Consider the following 20540-nt stretch of genomic DNA (forward strand, 5'->3'; position numbering starts at 1 on the left):
AGGAAGGCGGTGCGGCTGAAACGGTTAATGGTGAGATATTTTATGCAATCCAATGTGAAATGCCCCGCCGGAGCAAATTGCTCAGGCGGGGCATTTATCCCGTTCCCGGCGTCGCGTCGCTCGGCCGGGCTACTCGTTCAGGTTCGCGTCAGGAAGCCAGCAGCTGGTTCATACGGCGGATAAACTGGTTCGGATCTTCCAGCGTGCCGCGCTCGGCCAGCAGCGCCTGATCCAGCAGCAGCTCCACCCATTCACCAAACTGCGCGTCATCCTGGGTATCGGCTGCGCGTTTCACCAGCTGATGCGCCGGGTTCAGTTCGAAGATGTATTTCACTTCCGGTGCCGCCTGGCCCGCTGCCGCGAACAGCTTCGCCATCTGCGTGCTCATCTCGTCGGCATCGGTAGTGACAATCGCCGGGGTGTCGGTCAGACGATGGGTCAGACGCACCTCTTTCACCCGGTCGCCAAGCAGGTTTTTCACACGCTCAACGAATGGCTCCAGCGCTTTTTCAGCTTCTTTGGTGGACTCGTCCACTTCATCCGCCAGCTTATCCAGCGACTCGTCGGCTTTCGCCACCGACTGGAACGCTTTGCCGTCAAACTCGGTCAGGTAGCTCATCATCCACTCGTCGATGCGATCGGAGAGCAGCAGAACTTCAATCCCTTTCTTACGCAGCAGTTCGAGGTGCGGGCTGCTCTTCGCCGCCGCATAGCTGTCGGCAGTGATGTAGTAGATCTTCTCCTGGCCTTCTTTCATGCGCGAGACATACTCTTCCAGCGACACGGTCTGTGCGGAGGAGTCGGTATGCGTCGTCGCGAAGCGCAGCAGTTTGGCGATCGCTTCCTGGTTGCTCGGATCTTCCGCCGGGCCCTCTTTCAGCACCAGGCCAAACTGTTTCCAGAAGGTTTGATATTTTTCGGCGTCATCTTTCGCCAGCTTATCCAGCATCTGCAGCGCGCGTTTGGTCAGCGCGGTGCGCAGGTTGCGGGTCACGCTGCTGTCCTGCAGGATTTCACGGGAGACGTTCAGCGGCAGATCGTTGGAGTCTATCAGGCCGCGCACGAAGCGCAGGTAGTTCGGCATAAACTGCTCGGCGTCGTCCATAATGAACACACGCTGCACGTACAGCTTCAGGCCGTGTTTATGATCGCGGTTCCACATATCCCACGGCGCCTGCGACGGGATATACAGCAGGCTGGTGTACTCCTGCTTACCTTCCACGCGGTTGTGGCTCCAGGTCAGCGGGTCGCTGTAGTCGTGAGCGATATGCTTGTAAAACTCTTTGTATTCGTCGTCGTTAACTTCGGACTTGCTGCGGGTCCACAGGGCCTGCGCCTTGTTGATTTTTTCCCACGAAATCACGGTTTCGCCGTCTTTTTCTTCCTGCTTTTCAATCTCAACCGGCAGCGCGATATGGTCGGAATACTTGCTGATGATGGAGCGTACGCGCCAGTCGTTGAGGAAATCGTCTTCGCCTTCACGCAGATGCAGGGTGATTTCGGTGCCGCGATCGGCTTTGGTGATATCAGCAACGGTATATTCCCCTTCGCCGGCGGATTCCCAGAACACGCCGTTCTCAGGTTTATCGCCCGCCGCACGGGTACGCACGGTCACTTTATCCGCCACGATGAAAGCAGAGTAGAAGCCGACACCGAACTGGCCGATCAGCTGGCTGTCTTTCGCCTGGTCGGAACCCATCGATTCCAGAAACGCTTTGGTACCGGATTTAGCGATGGTGCCGAGATGGTCGATAACCTCTTCCCGGTTCATGCCGATACCGTTATCGGCAATGGTCAGGGTGCGGTTGTCTTTATCAAACGAAACCCGTACGCGCAGCTCACCATCGCCCTCATACAAATCCGGCTGCGACAGCGCGCGGAAACGCAGCTTATCGGCCGCATCAGAGGCGTTGGAAATCAGCTCACGCAGAAAGATTTCTTTGTTGGAATAGAGGGAATGGATCATCAGGTGCAGAAGTTGCTTTACCTCTGACTGAAAACCACGAGTTTCTTGTCCTTTCATCTGATTCAACCTCAACAATGCCATTTTAAATGGGGTAAAAAACCGTTGAGTGGGAGATGGGGACTGCGGGGAAATTTTTCAAGCGGAGGCGGCGATGGCCGCCTCCATTTGTTCAGAAAGTAATCTTGTGTCGACCGGCCAGCGAGTGGGACAGCGTGGTGCCATCGACCATCTCCAGCTCACCGCCCACCGGCACGCCGTGGGCGATTCGGCTGGCATCAACGCCATACTGCGCGCACAGCTCCGCGATGTAGTTGGCCGTCGCCTCGCCCTCAACGGTCGGGTTGGTGGCAAGGATCACCTCGGTGATCGACTCCGCTTCCAGCCGTTGTTCAAGGCGATCGAGCCCGATGTCATCTGGCCCAATGCCGTCGAGCGGCGACAGGTGCCCCATCAGCACGAAGTAGCGGCCGGAATACTGCCCGGTCTGCTCAATGGCGTGGATGTCCGCCGGACTCTCCACCACGCAGATCTGGCCGTTTTCCTGGCGACGCGGGTTGCTGCAGATATTGCACACCTCCTGCTCGGTGAAGGTGCGGCAATCGGCGCAGTGGCCGATCTCCGACATCGCGCGCGTCAGCGCCTGCGCCAGGCGCATACCACCGCTGCGATCGCGCTGCAGCAGGGTAAACGCCATGCGCTGCGCCGACTTCGGGCCAACGCCCGGCAGACAGCGCAGCGCTTCCATAAGCTGAGTTAACAGCGGGCTGGTTTGCATCAGAACGGCATCTTAAAGCCTGGCGGCAGCTGCATACCGGCAGAAACGGAAGCCATCTTCTCTTTCTGGGTCTCTTCAATGCGGCGCGCGGCGTCGTTAAACGCGGCAGCCACCAGATCTTCCAGCATGTCTTTGTCGTCTTCCAGCAGGCTTGGGTCGATTTCCACACGGCGGCAGTTGTGCGCGCCGTTAATGGTCACTTTCACCAGACCCGCGCCGGATTCGCCGGTCACTTCCAGCTGAGCGATCTCTTCCTGCATCTTCTGCATTTTGTCTTGCATCTGCTGGGCCTGCTTCATCAGGTTACCCAGGCCGCCTTTTCCACCAAACATAGGCTTCTCTCTCAGTCAGTCATCGTTAAAGGTACTGAATGCCAGTCAGACTGGCGTTCAAATGGGGCGGATACTCTCTTCATCCAGATCGGCGTCGAAGAAACGACGCAGGGTCTGAATGTTATTATCCGCAATAATGGCTTCGCGCGCCTGCGCGAGCTTCTCTTCATAAATTGCCTGCCGCCACTCCAGCGGCGTACGCATCGCGGGATTATCGTCTTCCACGATGGTCAATTCAACCGGCGTACCGTACAACACCCCCAGCGCTTCAGCCAGTTTTTGCTGCGCGCCGGCGGAATTGAGGTGACGCTGGCTGGGGCGCAGATGCAGACAGACGCGGCTGCCCTCCTGCTCTTTCCACGCGTTGAGCGCCACCTGCTCGACCAGCTTTGGCACCGCCAGTTGGCTCACTTCCGCCGCCCAGCTGTCGCGCTCGACCGCTTCTTCGGCGAGCTTGGCCGCCAGCTCCGGCGTCTTCTCATGCTCCAGTGCCTTTTTCAGCGCTTTTGGCGTGGCGACTTCGACTTTGGTCTCTTCAACCACTGTCGTCGCCTTCCAGCGATAGGCCTCTTTCTTCGCCGGGGCCTGCTCAAGCGCAGCCGCCGCCGGACGAGCCTGTACGCGCTCGCTAATTGAACTCAGTCGTTCCAGCGCAGCGTTATTCACCGGCCGCGCGCGGGAAGCGGCTGCCGGTTCACTCTTTTTTGGGGTGGTTGCTCCCTGGCTGCGCTGCAGATGGCTGCGGGCCGCCAGCACCTGGCTGGTGGTCGGCGGCAAACTCTGCGGCGGCTGTTGCGGTGGCGCCGCGGGAGCAACGGGCTGACGCGGCGCGGGTGCGGCGGTCTGTGCCGGCTGCACTTCCGGCTCTGGCAGCGGCTTACGCGGATGAAACGCCAGCGCGCGCAGCAGCGTCATTTCGACGCCCATTCGCCGGTCCGGCGCATAAGGCAGCTCTTTGCGGCCCATCAGCAGCGTTTGGTAGTAAAGCTGAACGTCACCCGGCGGTACGGTTCGCGCCAGTTCGCGCATCCGCACTTCGACCGTGGCCATATCGGCGCCCAGCGCCGAAGGCGACAGCTGAACCATGGCGATGCGGTGCAGCAGGCTCTGCATCTCCACCAGCAGTGCCTCCCACTCGACGCCGCGTGCGGCGGCGTCATTGACGCCTGCCATGACCCGCTCGCCGTCGGCAGCGACCAGCGCTTCAATCAGCGACAGCGCCTGATCGTCATCAAGGGTGCCGAGCATGGTGCTCACCGATGCGGCCGTCAGTTGCCCTTCTCCACTGGCAATCGCCTGATCGGTCAGGCTTAAAGCATCGCGCAGGCTGCCGTCAGCTGCCCGCGACAGCAGCTGCAGCGCGCGAGGCTCAAAGGCAATCTGCTCTTCGCCAAGAATATGCTCCAGCTGATGGCGGATCTGTTCAACATCCAGGGCTTTGAGATGGAACTGCAGGCAGCGGGATAAGATCGTCACAGGCAGCTTCTGCGGATCCGTCGTCGCCAGCAGGAATTTGACGTGCGCCGGCGGCTCCTCCAGCGTTTTTAATAACGCGTTGAAGCTATGGCGCGACAACATATGGACTTCGTCGATGAGATAGACCTTAAAGCGGCCGCGGGCCGGCGCGTACTGGACGTTATCCAGCAGGTCGCGGGTATCTTCGACTTTGGTTCGCGAGGCGGCGTCAATCTCAATCAGATCGACAAAACGCCCCTGTTCAATTTCCCGGCAGTTATCGCACACGCCGCAGGGGGTGGCGGTGATGCCGGTTTCACAGTTTAACCCTTTCGCCAGCAGGCGGGCGATAGAGGTCTTACCGACCCCGCGGGTACCGGAAAAGAGATAAGCGTGATGAATGCGCCCTAACGACAAGCCGTTCGCCAGTGCGGTCAGCACATGTTCCTGGCCGACGACGTCAGCAAAGGTTTGTGGGCGCCATTTACGGGCTAAGACCTGATAACTCATGGGCTGGCTCTGAAACGCTGGAAGGTGAAATCACGAAGGGGTCATGCTATCACAGCCCCGCCCGATCGGCGAGGCTATGTGGAGGGATTTGCTTAGTGGCCCGGGAACGGCACCAGGCTGTAGCAGTGGATCCCCAGCTTCTCCAGGCGCTGTTCGCCGCCCAGATCGAACAGGTTGATAATGAAAGCGGCATCGTGCACTTCGCCGCCGAGACGGCGGATCAGTTTGACCGTCGCGTCGATGGTGCCGCCGGTCGCCAGCAGATCGTCAACCACCAGCACCTTGTCGCCCGGTTTGATCGCGTCAACGTGGATCTCCAGCTGATCGGTGCCATACTCCAGCTCATAGCTCTCGGCAATGGTTTCACGCGGCAACTTACGCGGCTTGCGAACCGGAACAAAGCCCACGCCCAGCGCCAGCGCGACCGGGGCGCCGAACAGGAAGCCACGCGCCTCGGTCCCTACCACTTTGGTAATACCCGCGTCTTTGTAGCGCTCGGTCAGCAGTTCAATGCTAAGCGCGTAGGCCTTCGGGTCTTCCAGTAAGCTGGTGACATCGCGGAAAAGAATGCCAGGTTTTGGATAATCCTCGATACTCTGGATGCTGTTCTTCAGATATTCAAGCTGCTGTGCAGTTGCGGTCATAAGTGTATGCCTGATTGAAACGGTGTTACCCACGGGCGTGCAAAAGGGGCCAAAGAAACATTTGTTTAACCTTTGACCAGGCTTGCCCGCGCTCGAAAACGCCAGAATTTACTGGCTGTCAGCAACAATTGCAACAGGCATTATTGCGCATCAGTGCTTTTGTTGCTTTGCGTCAACCACCGGAATGCGCCACATAAAGATCAGCAGACAGGCCAGAATGACCAACAGCATGATGCGCACCCACGTAAGCTTAACCAGCCACAGCGAAATAGCAAAAGTCACCACGATCATCGCAATGGCGCGCGGTTTGGCGCCGCGAGGCATCGCACGGTACTGCTGCCAGTGGCGAAGATAGCCGCCAAACCAGGAGCGATACAGCAGCCATTGGTGAAAGCGCGGCGATGAGCGAGCAAAGCACCAGGCGGCGAGCAGAATAAACGGCGTCGTCGGCAGCAACGGTAAGAAGATGCCCAGCGTACCCAGCGCTACCGCCAGCCAGCCGATAATGGTTAGAATAACAGGTGGCATAATGCGAATCGTTATCAAACAGATGAGGCTACTGTAGCACAGTTGGCTGAAAGGGAATGGAGGGGTTTGGTGAAAACAGCTCAACTTTTACAAACGCTGAACGATCAGCTCAGCGAGCTGGCCGCGCTGGTTGCGCCGCTGGCGGAGCACGCGACCCTGAGCCCGCGCTTTGACCGTCAGCTCTTTCACACCCGCAGCACGCTGATGCAGGCCTATCTGGCGGAAGCCCAGCAAAATTTTACCCAACTGAGCCAGGCCGTCGAGCGCCAGCAGCTGCCGCAGGTGGTCTGGATTGCCGAGCGTCTGGCGGCGCAAATCGCCGCGCTACGTCGTGAAACCGCGACCTGGTCGTTGCGCAGTTGGGACCACGCCTCCCCGGCGCTGAGCCGCTGGCAGCGCCGTCGCCTGCAGCATCAGGAGTATGAGCGCCGCCTGCTGGCAATGCGCGACCAACGCCAGCGCCAGCTGACGCAGACGACCAGCCTTGACGAACAGCAGCGACTGGCCAGAGAAGTTGAGGCCTACAGCGGCCGGCTGGCCCGCTGCAGGCAGGCACTGGACAAAATTGAAAACGTACTGGCGCGGCTGACGCGCTAACAGGAGAGCCCATTGTCACTGGAAAATGCATCCGATGAGGTCAAACTGGCCGTCGATTTAATCATGTTGCTGGAATCGCATCAGATCCCGGCGCAAACCGTGCTGGGCGCGCTGGAAATTGTCCGGCGGGATTATGCAAACAAGTTAAAAAACGCGGAAAGCGGGTCGCAAAACCCAGAGAAGTAGGATGTTGTCTCCGGCAGTATGCTGGCAGTCTGGTCCTCTGCGCATGACGCTACTGGAGACAATATTCATGGAGAAAGTCAGTCAAACCCCACACGACGCGGTGTTTCGTCAGATGCTCATGCATCAGGCGGTCGCGAAGGATTTTTTGCAGTTGTACCTCCCCGCGCCGTTTCTGGCGATCTGCGAACTGGATTCGCTGCAGCTGGTCTCCGGTAGCTTTGTTGAAGAGGACCTGCGCGCCAGCTATTCCGATATCCTTTACTCACTGCGCACGCGTCACGGACCCGGCTATGTTTACGCGCTGATTGAGCACCAGAGTACCCCGGACAAGCTGATGGCGTTTCGCCTGCTGCGCTATGCGCTGGCCGCCATGCAGCGTCATCTGGATGCCGGCCACGACACGCTGCCGCTGGTGGTGCCCATTCTCTTTTATCACGGCAAAGTTAGCCCCTGGCCCTGGGCCCGTCACTGGCAACAGCTATTCGCCGATCCGGCGCTGGCGAAGGCGCTCTATAGTGATGATTTTCCGCTGGTGGACCTCACCGTTATGCCAGATAATCAGATCGCCCGTCATCGGCGGATGGCCATGCTGGAGCTGCTGCAAAAGCATATCCGCCATCGCGATCTGGCCGAGCTGCAGGTGCCGCTGATTGCGCTGATGACGCAAGGCTATCTGACCGAAGCGCAGCTGAATACGCTGCTGCGCTATATGTTGCAGGCGGGAACTACGGAACATCCGGGGGCGCTGATCCGCACGCTGGCGGCGCAGTCGCCCAGGCATAAGGAGCTGATGATGACCATTGCCGAATGGCTGGAAGAAAAAGGCCGTAAACAGGGACAGCAAGAGGGTGAGCAGGAAGCCACCCGCAGCATCGCCGCCAGAATGTTGGCGCGCGGCCTCGAACGTCAAACCGTGCAGGAGCTCACCGGGCTCAGCGATGAAGAACTCGCCGCGCTGGCACCCTGAAGCAGCAGGGGCGGCTTTGCGCCGCCCCTCTTCGATCAGGACGCGGTGGTGGGCGCCAGATCGTCCCCCTTCCCGTTCCGCTTCACTTCGGTGACTTCATCGCCTTTTTCATTGCGCAGATGAACTTCCAGCTGGTTAAAGGCAATGTTGATGTCATTCTCCCGGCACAGGCGGTCGATGGCGCGGTTGAGCTCATCCACCGTGTAGCTGCGATCGCGCAGTTCACGAACATACAGACGCAGTTCATGATCCAGCGTACTGGCCCCGAAGGTGGTGAAGAACACCGACGGCACCGGCTCCTGCATTACTTTCGGATGATCGTGCGCGGCCTTCAGCAGCACCTCTTTCACTTTATCCAGGTCTGAACCATAGGCAACGCCGAGGCGGATCACCACGCGAGTCACGGTGTCGGAGAGCGACCAGTTGATCAAGCGCTCGGTAACGAACGCCTTGTTCGGGATGATCACCTCTTTGCGATCGAAGTCGGTGATGGTGGTGGCGCGAATACGGATTTTGCTTACCGTACCGGAGAAAGTACCGATGGTTACCGTATCCCCAATGCGTACCGGACGCTCGAACAGAATGATCAGGCCGGAGACGAAGTTACCGAAGATCTCCTGCAGGCCAAAACCTAAACCAACCGACAGCGCGGCCGCCAGCCATTGCAGTTTATCCCAGGAGACGCCCAGCGACCCGAACACCGTCATCGCACCGATGGCGATAATCGCATAATTAAGAATGGTGGTGATGGCGTAGGAAGTTCCCTGACGCATATTGAGACGCGACAGGACCAGCACCTCCAGCAGACCCGGCAGGTTGCGTATTAGCGCCCAGGCGACCATCGACGCCACAATGGCAAACAGCAGACTGCCCATCGTGACACTGCGCACCACGCTGGCCCCCGCTTCGGTACCGTTGTAGTGCCAGAGGGTAATGCTGTCGAGATAGGCGAAAACGGTGATCAGATCAGACCAAATCGCCCAGAACATGACGGCAAAAAGCGCGATCATCACTAACATGGTGATACGCAGCGTCTGCTGGTTGACCTGCTCAAGAGCAATGGCCGGCTCCTCCTGCGGCTCGGCGCCTTCCGCGCCCTCCTTCACCAGATGCTGACGGCGCGCCAGTGCGCGACGCCAGGCGATACGCCGCGCCGCCACGCTCAGACCGCGCAGCACGGTCTGGTACAGCAGGTTCCAGATCATCACCAGATACACGGTCTCGATCCAGCGTCCCGCCAGGCGCAGCGTGGTGTAGAAGTAACCCGTTGCCGTCAGCACCATCAGGGCTACCGGGACAATAGACAGCACGGTGATCGTCAGCAGGCGCAGGCTGTGCGACTCTTTATCGCGCCAGCTTTCCCGGCACATCGGCCAGACCAGCACGGCAATCAGCAGCAGATTGAAGAAAATCACAAACTGCCCCAGCACGTCGTCCATCAGGTTCAGTGGCGACAGCTCGGAAATCACCGACCAGAAATTCAGCGGCAGCAGCGCGAGGCTGACGCGAACAATCTGCCGCCGCCAGTGGCTGGTCAACTGCGCCGGCATATTAAAGTGGCTGACCGCCACGCCGTTCTTTTCCAGCACTTTCCAGCACAGGCCGAAGATCAGCCAGAACATGGCCAGCTTTTTACTGTATGCCCACAGCAGACCGCTGATATTGAGCTGCATGGTGAGTAAGATCAGGCCAATCGCCAAAATCACCAGCACCACCGGCAAGGCTCGAATCAGGTCGATCAGGATCGCCTTTGGCGTATGCAGCTGGGTATCGTTGCGCAGCTGCCCCACCTGGGAAGCCAGCTTAGCCTGATAATCCTTCAGCCACTGCAGACGCCAGCGGATCAGGCCGGCAATCAGCAGCAATGGTAAACCGGCCAGGAAAGCGATAAACACCGCGGGCCACGCTTTTTCCCAGTTCACGGTGATTTTCATCGCCTTAAACTGACCTTTCAGCGCTTCCGGGAAGGCCTTAATCCACTCCCAGTCCATCGGTTTATTGCTGTTCACCCAGAAAATTTGCTGGGTCAAAATTTCCCTCAGGCTGCTTGAGACACTCATCAGCTGTTGCTGATTGATCTGCAGATTGATGGCCATCATCAGCTGGTTACCCAGCTGTTTATTAAACTGGTCAAGCAGCTCGCGGCGCATGTCGATCACTTCCAGCAGCGCGGCGTGCACTTCATCGTTCACTTCGCTGCTGTGTCCCTCTTCCAGTTTGGCGACAAAGGCGTCGCTCTGGAACAGCGCGTCGCGCTGCTGGTTCACCTCAAACTGTTCGAGCCGCAGGTCGGCGATGCGGTTGGTCATATCCTGCAGTTCGTCCGCCGACGGCAGCGTCTGCTGCTGCTGATAAAGAATGCGCGACAGCAGCAGGCTGCCTCTGAGCACGGAAATTTGCTCTTTTATATCCCGCTCAGACTGCAGAGCGCGGTCGAGCCAGTTCTTCACCTGGATATTGCGCTGTACCAGCTGGTTGCCGTTCTCCGTCGCCTGGATCAGCTTCTCGCTCAGCTGGTGGTTGATATCCAGCTCTTGTTTGACCAGCGGATTGGCCTGAATTCGCGTGGTTTCATCCGGGGTGACCGCCTCCTGGGCGGTTTTCTCCGTCAGCGTCAGCCGCTTGCTATTCACCGCCTCCTGCAGCAGCTGCAGCTGATGCTCCAGGCGGTTGCTCCAGGCGGTGACGTAGTCACGCTGCTTCTGCAGGGTATCCTGCAGGACGGTGTTGCCTTCGAGGCTCTTGCGCTGCTGCTCGATCTGCGCGTTGAGCAATGCCTGTTGCGCTTGCAACAGCACCTGCTGGGTCGGGCGCAGCGTCTCGTCGCCCACCGAAGTGCCATTCAGCCGATTGCGGATCTGCTGCAGCTGCTGGGAGGCGTTATACATGGCGTTCTGCACACGTTCCGGCTGCGTTTGCAGGGAAACCAGCTGGCTGTTGTAAGTCGCCAGATCGTTTTGCGCATTCTGCAGGTCGTCCAGCGTCTGGGTGACGCGTGACTCCAGTTGACGCAGAGAGAGTGTACTGAGCGTTTTGCGGGTGGCGGCGTCGTCGGGGACGTCGCTCAGGTTGTTGAGACTATCCACCGCCTGGCGCAGCTTCGCCGGGGCTTGCTCGACCTGCTGGCGGAGCTGCGTCGTCTCGCTTTTGATACGCTCGATTTTATCCAGCGTTTCCAGCGTCTGGGTCAAATCCTGCTGGACCAGTTTGTCCTGCGGAGTCAGTTCTTTTTGCTTGTTTAACGTATTGAGCTGGCTCTGCACCTCTGCCCGGTCGGGGAGGTCCGCGGCGCGGCCCTGGACTGGGCTGAAAAGGCCAATAAAGCAGAGCAGCGTAATGAAAAAGATAAACGTGGCGCGTTGCCTGGAGATCGTGTGCAGCATAGTAATATGAATGATTGCAAATGCCGGAGAATACCGGGGGTCGTCGCAAGCGCGCAGAATAGCACTTCTCAGCGCTGGCGAATAGCGGCGGACGGCGCTAAAAATTCACGTTCATCCGCGCGCTACGTTAAGCTGTCAGGCTCTCCGGGCCACGTAGCGTGGGACAGAACTGATACATCTCCAGCAGGATGGCGACGTAGTCTCGCGCTTCCGCATGCAGGTCGAACGAATCAGGGGCAAACAGCCAGTTTTCCATCAGTCCGGAAAGGTAGCTGCGCATTAACACGGCCGCCCGCCGGGTGAGTAAATTGGCGGGCAATAGCTTCGCGGCGATGCACTCTTTTAAGGTCTGCTCGATACGCTCGTAGCTCGCCAGGGAGAGCTGCCGCTGGGCCTGCTGCACCACGGTCATCTCACCGACAAACTCACACTTGTGGTAGATAATCTCCATCATTAATCGTCGACGTTCCTCTGTCACTGTCGCTTCAAGAACATAGACTAATATCTCCCTGATAACTGAGAGTGGATCGTTGGGGAATTTTGCCCGATACTCAATTTCGAGATCGCTAATACTGGCGTCTGACAGCTCCCAAATTTCGTTGAATAAATCTGATTTATTCTTGAAATGCCAGTAGATAGCCCCCCTCGTTACACCCGCAGCTTTTGCAATTGTTGCCAACGAGGTAGATGATACGCCTTGCTGCGAAAACAGACGCAGAGCAACATCCAGAATCAGTTGCCGGGTTTCACGTGCCTGTTGTTTGGTTTTTCGTGCCATAGGTTAATGACTTTACAGAGGTTACGTTTACATACATTTGTGAATGTATGTACCATAGCATGACCATAATAGAAAGACTGTAGTGGGTTTGTGGTTGTTTGAGCCACTGAACATTTTGAAATTGGACACTCGAGGTTTACATATGAACAAAAACAGAGGGTTAACGCCTCTGGCGGTCGTTCTGATGCTCTCAGGCAGCTTAGCGCTAACAGGATGTGACGATAAACCGGCTCAACAAGGAGCCCAGCACATGCCGGAAGTCGGTATTGTGACGCTCAAATCCGCACCTCTACAAATAACCACCGAACTGCCAGGCCGTACCAGCGCCTATCGCATTGCGGAAGTCCGTCCTCAGGTCAGTGGCATTATTTTAAAACGTAACTTCGTGGAAGGTAGCGATATCCAGGCCGGCGTCTCCCTGTATCAGATCGATCCCGCCACCTATCAGGCCAACTATGACAGCGCCAAAGGCGACCTGGCAAAAGCCCAGGCGGCGGCAAACATGGATCAACTGACGGTCAAGCGTTATCAGAAACTGTTAGGCACCAAATATATTAGTCAACAAGACTACGATACCGCCGTCGCAACGGCGCAGCAAAGCAATGCGGCCGTGGTCGCGGCGAAAGCTGCCGTTGAAACTGCGCGCATCAATCTGGCCTACACCAAAGTCACCTCGCCAATTAGCGGCCGGATTGGTAAATCCGCGGTGACCGAAGGGGCGCTGGTGCAGAATGGTCAGTCGACCGCGCTGGCAACTGTTCAGCAGCTGGATCCGATCTATGTTGACGTCACCCAGTCGAGCAATGATTTCCTGCGCCTGAAACAGGAGCTGGCCGATGGCCGCCTGAAACAGGAAAATGGCAAAGCGAAAGTAGAGCTGGTCACCAATGACGGTCTTAAGTATCCGCAGTCCGGTACGCTGGAATTCTCGGATGTGACAGTCGATCAGACCACCGGCTCTATCACGCTGCGCGCGATTTTCCCGAACCCGGATCACAGCCTGTTACCAGGGATGTTCGTCCGTGCGCGTCTGGAAGAAGGGGTCAACCCTGACGCCCTGCTGGTACCGCAACAAGGCGTTACCCGTACGCCGCGCGGCGACGCCAGCGTCATGGTGGTCGGTGAAGGCGATAAAGTTGAAGTCCGCCAGGTCACAGCGTCTCAGGCGATCGGCGATAAATGGCTGGTGACTGACGGTCTGAAAACGGGCGATCGCGTTATCGTCACTGGCCTGCAAAAAATCAAACCAGGCGTACAGGTAAAAGCGCAGGAAGTAGCTTCTGATGATAAACAGCAAGCCGCAGGCAACGCGCCATCAGAACAAACCAAGTCTTAACTTAAACAGGAGCCGTTAAGACATGCCTAATTTCTTTATCGATCGCCCCATATTTGCATGGGTGATCGCCATCATCATCATGCTGGCTGGGGGATTATCGATCCTCAAATTGCCGGTAGCGCAATATCCGACGATTGCGCCGCCAGCAATTTCCATTACCGCCATGTACCCCGGTGCTGACGCCGAAACCGTGCAGAACACCGTGACTCAGGTTATCGAACAGAATATGAACGGTATCGACCACCTGATGTACATGTCCTCAAATGGCGACTCCACCGGTACGGCGACCATCACCCTGACCTTCGAATCCGGTACCGATCCGGATATTGCCCAGGTTCAGGTTCAGAACAAGCTGGCGCTGGCGACGCCTCTGCTGCCGCAAGAAGTACAGCAGCAAGGGATTAGCGTTGAGAAAGCGTCCAGCAGCTTCCTGATGGTTGTCGGCGTTATTAACACCAACGGCACCATGAACCAGGACGATATTTCGGACTACGTGGCGGCCAACATGAAGGACCCGATCAGCCGTACCAGCGGTGTCGGCGACGTTCAGCTGTTCGGTTCCCAGTACGCGATGCGTATCTGGATGGATCCGAACAAACTGAACAACTTCCAGCTGACGCCGGTGGACGTGATCAGCGCCCTGAAAGCGCAGAACGCCCAGGTGGCCGCGGGTCAGTTAGGCGGTACGCCGCCGGTGAAAGGCCAGCAGCTTAACGCCTCGATCATCGCGCAAACCCGTCTGACCAATACCGAAGAGTTTGGCAACATTCTGCTGAAGGTGAACCAGGACGGTTCCCAGGTTCGTCTGCGCGATGTCGCCAAAATTGAACTGGGCGGCGAAAGCTATGACGTGGTGGCGAAGTTTAACGGCCAGCCGGCATCCGGTCTGGGTATTAAACTGGCTACCGGCGCGAACGCGCTGGATACCGCCAACGCTATTCGCGCTGAACTGGCGAAGATGGAGCCGTTTTTCCCGTCGGGCCTGAAAATCGTTTACCCGTATGACACCACCCCGTTCGTGAAAATCTCTATTCACGAAGTGGTTAAAACGCTGGTAGAAGCGATCATCCTGGTGTTCCTGGTTATGTATCTGTTCCTGCAGAACTTCCGCGCCACGCTGATCCCGACCATCGCCGTACCGGTAGTCCTGTTAGGCACCTTCGCGGTGTTGGCAGCGTTTGGCTTCTCGATAAACACCCTGACGATGTTCGGGATGGTGCTCGCCATCGGCCTGTTGGTGGATGACGCCATCGTGGTGGTCGAGAACGTCGAGCGCGTAATGGCGGAAGAGGGTCTGCCGCCGAAAGAAGCGACGCGTAAATCGATGGGACAGATTCAGGGCGCGCTGGTCGGTATCGCCATGGTGCTGTCGGCGGTATTTATCCCGATGGCGTTCTTCGGCGGTTCAACCGGGGCCATCTATCGCCAGTTCTCCATCACCATCGTTTCTGCGATGGCGCTGTCGGTACTGGTGGCGTTGATCCTGACGCCAGCGCTGTGCGCCACGATGCTGAAGCCTATTCAGAAAGGCAGCCATGGCGCGACCACCGGTTTCTTCGGCTGGTTTAACCGCATGTTCGATAAGAGCACGCACCACTACACCGACAGCGTAGGCAACATTCTGCGCAGCACAGGTCGTTATCTGGTGCTGTATCTGATCATCGTGGTGGGCATGGCGTGGCTGTTCGTCCGTCTGCCGAGCTCGTTCCTGCCGGACGAGGACCAGGGGGTATTCCTGAGCATGGCGCAGCTGCCTGCCGGCGCCACCCAGGAGCGTACGCAGAAAGTGCTGGATGAGATGACGAATTACTATCTCACCAAAGAGAAGGACAACGTGGAATCCGTGTTTGCGGTTAACGGCTTCGGTTTCGCCGGCCGCGGCCAGAACACCGGCATCGCGTTCGTCTCGCTGAAAGACTGGAGCCAGCGTCCGGGTGAGGAAAACAAAGTTGAAGCGATCACCGGCCGGGCGATGGGCTACTTCTCGCAGATTAAAGATGCGATGGTGTTCGCCTTTAACCTGCCAGCTATCGTTGAACTGGGTACCGCGACCGGCTTTGACTTCCAGCTCATTGACCAGGGCGGTCTGGGACACGAAAAACTGACGCAAGCGCGAAATCAGCTGTTTGGCATGGTGGCGCAGCATCCTGACGTGTTAACCGGCGTGCGTCCTAACGGTCTGGAAGATACACCGCAGTTCAAAGTCGATATCGATCAGGAAAAAGCCCAGGCGCTGGGTGTCTCCATCAGTGACATTAACACCACGCTGGGCGCAGCCTGGGGCGGGAGCTATGTCAACGACTTTATTGACCGTGGCCGCGTGAAGAAAGTGTACATCATGTCTGAAGCGAAATACCGTATGCTGCCGGAAGACATTGGCAAGTGGTATGTTCGCGGCAGCGATGGTCAGATGGTGCCCTTCTCCGCCTTCTCTACCTCGCGCTGGGAATACGGTTCACCGCGTCTGGAACGCTACAACGGTCTGCCGTCGCTGGAAATTCTCGGCCAGGCAGCGCCAGGCAAGAGTACGGGTGAAGCGATGAGCCTGATGGAAGAGCTGGCGGGTAAACTGCCTTCTGGTATCGGCTACGACTGGACCGGGATGTCTTATCAGGAACGACTGTCCGGCAACCAGGCCCCTGCCCTGTACGCCATCTCCCTGATTGTCGTCTTCTTGTGTCTGGCGGCGCTGTATGAGAGCTGGTCGATACCGTTCTCGGTCATGCTGGTCGTCCCGTTGGGTGTGGTCGGTGCGCTGTTAGCCGCCACCTTCCGCGGTTTAACCAACGACGTTTACTTCCAGGTGGGTCTGTTGACCACCATCGGCCTGTCGGCGAAGAACGCCATATTGATCGTTGAATTCGCCAAAGATCTGATGGAGAAAGAGGGCAAAGGGCTGATTGAGGCGACGCTTGAAGCAGTACGTATGCGTCTGCGTCCGATCCTGATGACCTCCCTGGCGTTTATCCTCGGTGTTATGCCGCTGGTTATCAGCTCGGGTGCCGGCTCCGGCGCACAGAACGCCGTAGGTACTGGCGTAATGGGCGGGATGGTGACGGCGACGATTCTGGCGATCTTCTTCGTGCCGGTGTTCTTCGTGGTGGTTCGCCGCCGCTTTAGCAAGAAAACGGAAGATATTGAGCACAGCCATCAGGTTGAGCATCATTAATCGTTACACCTGAACAAAGGGCCGCATTCGCGGCCCTTTTTTTGTCCCTCGCCGCAGGGCACATATTGCCATTGTTTATTTTTCGTGCTGCATTTAATATATATTGATATGGCCCTGGCTATTTTTCACATTGCCTTGCGCTCATGATCTTTACACGCTCATTGACCAGGAATAATCCTAATACCAGCGCCCTCGGCCGGCGGTTTCTGAACGCGACTGCTGCCAGCCTTAAGCCAATGATTGATAAGACTTCTCTATTTCTCAGGTTGTGCTCCAGGGCCAAAGAAATTAATTTGTCTATTTTTAAGATAATTTCTCTCTGATAATTGTAATTTTTCGTAATAGCACGATGAAATCTGTTGGAGAGTGGATTATAGTTAAATCAGCAGGATTACTCAGTTAGTGTCAGGTCGGTTAGTCGTGTTCATCCCACAACGGTGTTTGTTAGTCGTCGTTTAAACCACTCAAAAGGGGATGCGTTATGGACGAATACTCGCCAAAAAGACATGATATTGCACAGCTACGCTTTCTCTGCGAAACGCTGTATCATGACTGCCTTGCAAACCTGGAAGAGAGCAACCATGGCTGGGTCAACGACCCGACTTCGGCTGTCAATCTTCAGTTAAATGAATTGATCGAGCACATTGCCACGTTCGCGCTTAATTATAAAATCAAGTACACTGAGGATAATAAGCTGGTCGCCCAGGTTGACGAATATCTGGACGATACTTTTACCTTGTTCAGTAACTACGGCATTAACTCAGCGGATTTGCAAAAGTGGAAAAAATCCGGTAATCGGCTATTTCGTTGCTTTGTCAACGCCAGTCGGGAAAACCCGGCCAGTCTCTCGTGTTAGAATTATTACAATCAAAAGGTGGAATTATGTCTGATAAGCCATTAACTAAAACAGACTATTTGATGCGCTTACGTCGTTGCCAGACAATTGACACGCTGGAGCGCGTCATTGAAAAAAATAAATATGAACTGTCTGATAATGAGCTGGCGGTATTTTACTCAGCCGCTGACCATCGTCTGGCTGAACTGACTATGAATAAGCTGTACGATAAGATCCCCACATCAGTCTGGAAGTTTATCCGCTAATTACTGCGCACGTAATGTTTGCCGACCGGATGCTAACCGCCGGCATTTGCAGGGTATCTTTGTGACACGATTCACAGCATTCATTCAACAGCAACCCTGTAACCGGTTTCTTTTTTATACTGCTGCGACCATTAAAAGTCAGGTATAAGGAAGACCCATGAGTGAAGAAAAACGCAAAATGATCGCCGGTGAGCTTTATCTATCTGGCGACCCGACCCTTCGCGCCGATCGCCTGCGCGCCAGACAGTTATTGCATCGTTATAATCATTCCTCCCCGGATGCGCAGGAAGAACGTCAGCATATTCTGGCCGAGCTGTTCGGTCGCGCCGGCGATGCGTATATCGAGCCAAGCTTTCGCTGCGACTACGGCTACAATATCTTTCTCGGCAACGCGTTTTACGCCAATTTTGACTGCGTGATGCTGGACGTCTGCCCTATTCATATTGGCGATAATTGCATGCTGGCGCCGGGTGTCCATATTTATACCGCCACCCATCCGCTGGATGCTGAGGCGCGTAACAGCGGCCAGGAATATGGCAAACCGGTGACCATTGGCCACAATGTGTGGATTGGCGGCCGGGCGGTGATCAATCCCGGGGTGACCATTGGCGATAATGCGGTCATTGCATCTGGAGCGGTAGTGACCAAAGATGTCCCGGCCTGTGCTGTCGTCGGCGGCAACCCGGCGCAGATCATCAAGCGCCTTCCGGTACCAAATCCGTAACTGTTATGCTTTTCTGTAACTGATCTGTTACTTTCGCCTCGGAATATTGCAACATAAAATAGCCTTCAGGCTGAGCCTGCTACGCCTGGTCCGCCGGGCGCACGCGGTTGGCTCATTGCAGAATTCGGGGACCAAGATGACAGAAATACAACGCCTGCTGACTCACACTATTGACGAACTCAACGTTCAGGAAAAACGCGATAATCGCCCGCGTTTTAGCATCAGTTTTATTCGCAACCATCCGGGGCTGTTTGTTGCCATGTATGCCGCGTTTCTGGCGACGCTGGTGGTCATGTTGCGCTCTGAAACGCTGGTAGACTCGGTCTGGTTACTGGTGGTGCTGTTCATCCTGTTCAACGCTTTTTTCTTCTTTGACGTCTATCCACGCTATCGTTATGAAGATATCGATGTCCTCGACTTTCGCGTGTGCTACAACGGGGAATGGTACAACACCCGCTTTGTTCCCCGGCAGCTGATCGAGCGTATTCTTCAGTCGCCGGATGTCGATGGCGAGCAGAAGGCGCAGCTCAAAAAGATGGTCGCCACCAAAGGCGAGCTCTCCTTCTACGACGTCTTTACACTGACCCGCGCCGGTGCTGCACAATAAGACGATTTAGCGTCCGCAGCGCCAACGGATAGCGGGAAGCAGAAGTATTACCATATCCCAGCACCAGCCCGCTCCGCGCTCGCTGCGGGTCGAGATAGAAATGACTTAACGCGGCAGGCGCCAGTTGAAACTGACGCGCCTGCTGCGCAATCGCCTGGTCATCAATCCCTTCCATTGCCACCGTCAGATGGAGCCCCCCTTCCCCGCCATGGACGTCGCATGGCACGGTTATCTCTTGCGCCAGTGCCTCACGCAGCTGTTGTTGACGCTTGCGGTACAGGCGACGCATGGCCGCCAGATGGCGAGCATAGTGCCCCTTCTCAATAAACCTGGCCAGCGCCCGCTGTTCAGTGCGGTGTCCCCCACGCAGCAACGTGCCAATCGCACCCTGCGCGGCATCCGCCAGCGCGGGCGGCATCACCATGAAGCCAATACGCAGCGCCGGAAAGAGCGTTTTGCTGAAGGTACCGAGATACACAACCGGGGCATCAGGCACCATTCCCAGCATCGCCGGGATCGGCTCTCCGCTATGGCGAAACTCGCTGTCGTAGTCATCCTCCACAATCCACGCCCCGTGCAGGCGGGCATACTCCACCAGCGCCAGACGTCGCGCAGCGCTCATGACGCTCCCGAGGGGATACTGATGTGAAGGAGAGGTGAAAATGAGCCGGGGCGGCTCCGCGACGCCGTTGGCGATACCCATCCCTTCGTCATCGACCGCCATCCCGCTGACCCGCAGCCCTGCCCGCTGGAAGCTGCTCCTGGCCCCCAGGTAACCCGGCTCTTCCACCCACACGCTGTCGCCAGGATCCGTCAGCAGCGAAGCGCATAAGTTCACCCCTTCCAGCGCCCCCTCGGTAATGACAATCTGCCGAATATCGCAACGGATCCCCCGGGACAGCGCCAGATGGCGAGCGATAGCCTCCCGCAGCAGAGAGTCGCCTGCCGCCTCACCATAGCCCAGCAGCGCGCTGCCCTCGTCACGTAAGACGTTATCCATCAGCCGCCGCCACAGCGGCAACGGAAAATAGTTCACCGCCGGCATGCCAGGGGTAAACAGCAGCGCCGGAGAGTCGCGACGCATCGCGGCTGGCAGCCCTTGCAGCCGCTCAGGCAGCACAACGGGCGGCACCTTCACGGCCTCTTCGCGGCAGGCGGCGAGCGGTACCACCTGCGTCCCCTGACGGCTCCGTGTCAGGTACCCCTCCAGCGCCAGCTGCTCCAGTGCAGCATTGACCGTATTCCGCGACAGCTGCAGCCGTCCGGCAATCACTCGCGATCCGGGCAAACGGCAGCTGGCCGCCAGGGTTCCCTGCAGGATGGCATGGCGCAATGTGTGGTAAAGGGCCCGCTGCAGGGTCTCGTCCATTCGGTCACGCATCCCCTGCGTCACCAGCGTAAAAAACCCATCGTCCGGTATGTTCATTTCGCCTCCTCGTGGCCCTATAAAAACATACTCCTGTGGCACTTCTTATGGAACCA

Annotated in this window: 18 protein-coding genes, 1 pseudogene and 1 other annotated feature; of the genes and pseudogenes, 9 read left to right on the plus strand and 10 right to left on the minus strand. The window is 57.1% G+C overall.

Annotation, left to right across the window (positions count from 1 at the left end):
- Positions 1-148 precede the first annotated feature (148 nt).
- The 6 genes from htpG to CWM57_RS10615 all read right to left on the minus strand — a co-directional run bounded on the left by htpG (position 149) and on the right by CWM57_RS10615 (position 6210).
- A complete protein-coding gene (gene htpG / locus CWM57_RS10585) occupies positions 149-2023 on the minus strand; it encodes a molecular chaperone HtpG (RefSeq protein WP_012542661.1) in 1875 nt (624 codons plus the stop codon).
- 112 nt (positions 2024-2135) lie between these two features.
- Entirely contained in the window at positions 2136-2741 is a 606-nt protein-coding gene (recR, locus tag CWM57_RS10590) for a recombination mediator RecR (protein WP_008805449.1), read from the minus strand.
- Positions 2741-3073 carry a YbaB/EbfC family nucleoid-associated protein gene (locus tag CWM57_RS10595; RefSeq protein WP_061155516.1) on the minus strand — a complete coding sequence of 111 codons (333 nt, stop codon included), beginning with the start codon at positions 3071-3073 and terminating at the stop codon, positions 2741-2743. Before CWM57_RS10595 ends, recR begins: the two co-directional genes overlap by 1 nt.
- Before the next feature lie 57 nt (positions 3074-3130).
- Positions 3131-5038 carry a DNA polymerase III subunit gamma/tau gene (gene dnaX, locus CWM57_RS10600; protein WP_074386710.1) on the minus strand — a complete coding sequence of 636 codons (1908 nt, stop codon included), beginning with the start codon at positions 5036-5038 and terminating at the stop codon, positions 3131-3133.
- Positions 3734-3798 (minus strand) — a sequence feature (DnaX frameshifting element). Its footprint overlaps the gene before it by 65 nt.
- 92 nt (positions 5039-5130) lie before the next feature.
- Complete coding sequence (apt, locus tag CWM57_RS10605; protein ID WP_012542663.1) at positions 5131-5682, minus strand: adenine phosphoribosyltransferase; 552 nt, start codon at positions 5680-5682, stop codon at positions 5131-5133.
- A 150-nt stretch (positions 5683-5832) separates the two neighbouring features.
- Positions 5833-6210 (minus strand): DUF454 family protein, encoded by a 378-nt coding sequence (locus CWM57_RS10615; RefSeq protein ID WP_008805444.1) that lies wholly within the window; start codon positions 6208-6210, stop codon positions 5833-5835.
- A gap of 69 nt (positions 6211-6279) precedes the next feature.
- Between CWM57_RS10615 and priC the strand changes: the two genes are divergently transcribed.
- The 3 genes from priC (at position 6280) to CWM57_RS10630 (ending at position 7960) form a co-directional block, all read left to right on the plus strand.
- Positions 6280-6807: a primosomal replication protein N'' gene (gene priC, locus CWM57_RS10620; protein WP_100631439.1), complete on the plus strand. Its 528-nt coding sequence runs from the start codon at positions 6280-6282 to the stop codon at positions 6805-6807.
- Positions 6808-6819: 12 nt separating this feature from the next.
- Positions 6820-6993, plus strand: coding sequence for a pleiotropic regulatory protein RsmS (gene rsmS / locus CWM57_RS10625; protein WP_008805442.1), 174 nt, complete (start codon positions 6820-6822; stop codon positions 6991-6993).
- A gap of 67 nt (positions 6994-7060) precedes the next feature.
- Entirely contained in the window at positions 7061-7960 is a 900-nt protein-coding gene (locus CWM57_RS10630) for an Rpn family recombination-promoting nuclease/putative transposase (RefSeq protein ID WP_074386712.1), read from the plus strand.
- 35 nt (positions 7961-7995) lie between these two features.
- On the opposite strand, the gene mscK is transcribed toward CWM57_RS10630, so the two are convergent.
- Both mscK and acrR read right to left on the minus strand, forming a co-directional pair.
- Positions 7996-11343 carry a mechanosensitive channel MscK gene (gene mscK / locus CWM57_RS10635; protein WP_100676195.1) on the minus strand — a complete coding sequence of 1116 codons (3348 nt, stop codon included), beginning with the start codon at positions 11341-11343 and terminating at the stop codon, positions 7996-7998.
- Between the two features lie 127 nt (positions 11344-11470).
- Entirely contained in the window at positions 11471-12121 is a 651-nt protein-coding gene (gene acrR, locus CWM57_RS10640; RefSeq protein WP_008805439.1) for a multidrug efflux transporter transcriptional repressor AcrR, read from the minus strand.
- A gap of 142 nt (positions 12122-12263) precedes the next feature.
- On the opposite strand from acrR, the gene acrA reads away from it, so the two are divergent.
- The 5 genes from acrA (at position 12264) to maa (ending at position 18451) form a co-directional block, all read left to right on the plus strand.
- Positions 12264-13457 (plus strand): multidrug efflux RND transporter periplasmic adaptor subunit AcrA, encoded by a 1194-nt coding sequence (gene acrA, locus CWM57_RS10645; RefSeq protein WP_074386714.1) that lies wholly within the window; start codon positions 12264-12266, stop codon positions 13455-13457.
- Between the two features lie 22 nt (positions 13458-13479).
- Entirely contained in the window at positions 13480-16626 is a 3147-nt protein-coding gene (acrB, locus tag CWM57_RS10650; protein ID WP_074386715.1) for a multidrug efflux RND transporter permease subunit AcrB, read from the plus strand.
- 481 nt (positions 16627-17107) lie between these two features.
- Positions 17108-17482, plus strand: a complete 375-nt coding sequence (gene tomB / locus CWM57_RS10655) for an Hha toxicity modulator TomB (protein WP_074386716.1) — start codon at positions 17108-17110, stop codon at positions 17480-17482.
- A 26-nt stretch (positions 17483-17508) separates the two neighbouring features.
- The gene (locus tag CWM57_RS10660; protein WP_002892050.1) at positions 17509-17727 is read left to right on the plus strand and encodes an HHA domain-containing protein; all 219 of its coding nucleotides are present in this window, start codon (positions 17509-17511) and stop codon (positions 17725-17727) included.
- A 157-nt stretch (positions 17728-17884) separates the two neighbouring features.
- Positions 17885-18451 carry a maltose O-acetyltransferase gene (maa, locus tag CWM57_RS10665; protein WP_074386717.1) on the plus strand — a complete coding sequence of 189 codons (567 nt, stop codon included), beginning with the start codon at positions 17885-17887 and terminating at the stop codon, positions 18449-18451.
- Here the strand turns inward: maa and CWM57_RS27620 are convergent.
- Positions 18423-18554 (minus strand): annotated as a pseudogene (locus CWM57_RS27620) (hypothetical protein). The gene maa and the pseudogene CWM57_RS27620 overlap by 29 nt on opposite strands.
- Positions 18555-18587: 33 nt before the next feature.
- On the opposite strand from CWM57_RS27620, the gene CWM57_RS10670 reads away from it, so the two are divergent.
- Positions 18588-19058, plus strand: a complete 471-nt coding sequence (locus CWM57_RS10670) for a YlaC family protein (RefSeq protein WP_061155526.1) — start codon at positions 18588-18590, stop codon at positions 19056-19058.
- Here the strand turns inward: CWM57_RS10670 and CWM57_RS10675 are convergent.
- Positions 19027-20484 carry a PLP-dependent aminotransferase family protein gene (locus tag CWM57_RS10675; RefSeq protein WP_074386718.1) on the minus strand — a complete coding sequence of 486 codons (1458 nt, stop codon included), beginning with the start codon at positions 20482-20484 and terminating at the stop codon, positions 19027-19029. The genes CWM57_RS10670 and CWM57_RS10675 overlap by 32 nt on opposite strands.
- Positions 20485-20540 lie beyond the last annotated feature (56 nt).

The organism is Klebsiella sp. G-Nf4 (assembly GCF_002810615.1).
Classification (GTDB): domain Bacteria; phylum Pseudomonadota; class Gammaproteobacteria; order Enterobacterales; family Enterobacteriaceae; genus Klebsiella; species Klebsiella variicola.